Origin of the sequence: Clostridium sp. MT-14 (assembly GCF_042436595.1) — a bacterium.
Classification (GTDB): Bacteria; Bacillota; Clostridia; order Clostridiales; family Clostridiaceae; genus Clostridium_B; species Clostridium_B aromativorans.
The window spans coordinates 1-2,404 of sequence record NZ_JBHMIY010000074.1; the positions used below are offsets into that span (position 1 = coordinate 1).

Consider the following 2,404-nt stretch of genomic DNA (forward strand, 5'->3'; position numbering starts at 1 on the left):
ATATAAATTCTCCAATTTTGTAGAGATCATTTTAAAACCACCTTTCAAAAGATTTTATGCCACAGTTGTCATTGCTTCTAATACAAATATCACTATTTTATTTTGAATGTTAAAAATATCACTTACTATTGGACATCAAATATTCATAAATTATTTATTGTTTTATCATTCTATGTGTAAGTATAAGATATAAATTTTGTTCAGTCAATAGATATTTAGTCATAGATTCCACCTATTGAGCAATAATTTTCTTATTTTTATACAATATCTTTCAATAATACTTTAATACTTTGCCGGAAACCAATTTTGGAAGAGATTCATTCCTGATGTTTATCAAATTACTATTGCTGAAATTATTCTGAGCCATTTTTTTATACAGTTTTGAAATCAACTTATTAAATTTCATAATTACATTATCGGGTGGAATAATAACAGGTATATTTCTCAATTCCCTGAGAGAAATGTATTTCTGATTATTTCCCTTTATTTTAGTCTTTATATAATTCTTCATTCTATCCGAGGACAGGTGCATGAAAATAAACTCTGCCATTTCCTTATTTAATGATGTCTTTATAAGCCCTACATTTTTTATGGCATAATCTATACATTCATCTTGAACAAGCAGTGTATTTCCTATGCTTCCAATCATCGTTATTAAAATATCAAACTTTTCTACCTTGCTTCTTCTGTTAATTCTTTTGAAATCCTCTTTAGATATAAAATTAATATTTTTAAATTCTATGCTGTTGTTCTTTATATTTCTGGAAGTTATAAGTTTATATCCTGTTTTTTCCTTTTTAGGCGACTCGTGGGTTCCATCTGTTACAGGAACTATATCTTTCATTTTTTCTATTCCCCAGCCATCAGGTATATTCCCCAATTCACTTTTTCTGAATTCATCCCCACTAAAAGGTATAAAATCTACAAATAAATATTGAAAAATGGTATTTGCCATCTCATTGATAACTTCGTTCATCTCATTATTCAATTTAATTTTATGATCCAGTGAAGAAAGAATAAAAGCAATCTTTTTCTGCTGATTCATAGGCGGTATATATACTTCTAAATTCTCAATTACTTTTTTAGTAAGAGTTGTTCTAGCACTGCCCTTCATGGCCATGGAAATTAATAAGTTCTGTGTTTTATCCCACATCAAGAAATATTTTAAAAAAACAGGATCAACAATATGCTTTTTTACTCTTATCACAGAAACATGCTGATTTACTATACCTCCTATTATATCCTCAGGTACCATTGTGAATCTCAAAGAAGAACTTAATCTCATATTGATCAATATATCCCCTTCTTGAAGCCTCACACTTTTAATTCTCTCTGACACACTATATTCAATAAATGAAAGTCCATCATAAATAAATATACCATCGCCTATATTATGGCTTCTTACAAAAGGCACTACAGATTCTTTACAAATTTCCCCGGTAATCTTTACAGATGAACCTCTGCTAATTTTTGAACAAATTCTCCCGAGCTTAGCTTTTTCCCATAAATTTCCCATGTTCTATTTCCTCCAAATTACGTTTTATCAGTATATCCAACCTGTAGCTTTCATCCATTTGACTGTATAATTTGTCAATAAGTTTACACATTTTATTTTCAAACATAATCTCTTCAAAGCTCTTATCTTCAATTTGTTCTATCCTTTTTTCCATTATCTTCATCTCCTAAAAAACTTTTAATTGCAGTAATTACAATTAAATCTATTTTCAAATTCATTTATCAGTTCATCCCTGAACTTTGGATGTGCAATTCTTATAAGCTCCCTGGCTCTTTCCTTCAACGATTTGCCTCTAAACTGTGCAATTCCGTATTCCGTCACTACATAGTGTACATCATTCCTTGAANCCCTGGCTCTTTCCTTCAACGATTTGCCTCTAAACTGTGCAATTCCGTATTCCGTCACTACATAGTGTACATCATTCCTTGAAGTAGTGACTGCTGATCCTCTGCTCAAGAAAGGCACTATCTTCGATACCGTACCCTTTTTTGCAGTAGACGGTATGGCTATAATTGACTTGCCATCCTTGGCCTTGCTTGCTCCCCTCATGAAATCAACTTGTCCCCCTACTCCGCTTATCTGGTTCAATCCAACACTCTCAGCAGTTATCTGTCCCATCAGATCTATCTCAACACAGGAATTTATACATACCATTTTATAATTTTTCATAATAACCATGGGTTCATTCACATAATCCACAGAATCGGACTCAACCATGGGATTATCATTTACAAAATCATATAATTTTTTAGTTCCCATTAAAAAAGTCACAATTATCTTTCCTGGATGGAGGGTCTTTTTCTTGTTTGTTATTACTCCCGATTCAACCAGATCCACAATCCCATCAGATATCATCTCAGAATGTACTCCCAGATCCTTCTTGTCTTT

General features: G+C 31.8%; 3 protein-coding genes. All 3 read right to left on the reverse strand.

Features of this window, described 5'->3' with window-relative positions:
- Positions 1-271: 271 nt before the first annotated feature.
- Positions 272-1,516: a restriction endonuclease subunit S gene (locus tag ACFHWD_RS20490; RefSeq protein WP_378062927.1), complete on the reverse strand. Its 1,245-nt coding sequence runs from the start codon at positions 1,514-1,516 to the stop codon at positions 272-274.
- The gene (locus ACFHWD_RS20495) at positions 1,491-1,670 is read right to left on the reverse strand and encodes a hypothetical protein (protein ID WP_378062928.1); all 180 of its coding nucleotides are present in this window, start codon (positions 1,668-1,670) and stop codon (positions 1,491-1,493) included. The genes ACFHWD_RS20490 and ACFHWD_RS20495 overlap by 26 nt, the downstream gene beginning before the upstream one ends.
- A gap of 23 nt (positions 1,671-1,693) precedes the next feature.
- Positions 1,694-2,404 (reverse strand): acetyl-CoA hydrolase/transferase family protein (locus ACFHWD_RS20500; protein WP_378062929.1); only part of this gene is annotated, 711 nt, incomplete at its 5' end.

Excerpts from the sequence above, each read along its gene's own strand:
- ACFHWD_RS20490 (WP_378062927.1), bottom strand. The coding sequence starts at position 1,516 with ATGGGAAATTTATGGGAAAAAGCTAAGCTCGGGAGAATTTGTTCAAAA.
- ACFHWD_RS20495 (WP_378062928.1), bottom strand. The coding sequence starts at position 1,670 with ATGGAAAAAAGGATAGAACAAATTGAAGATAAGAGCTTTGAAGAGATT.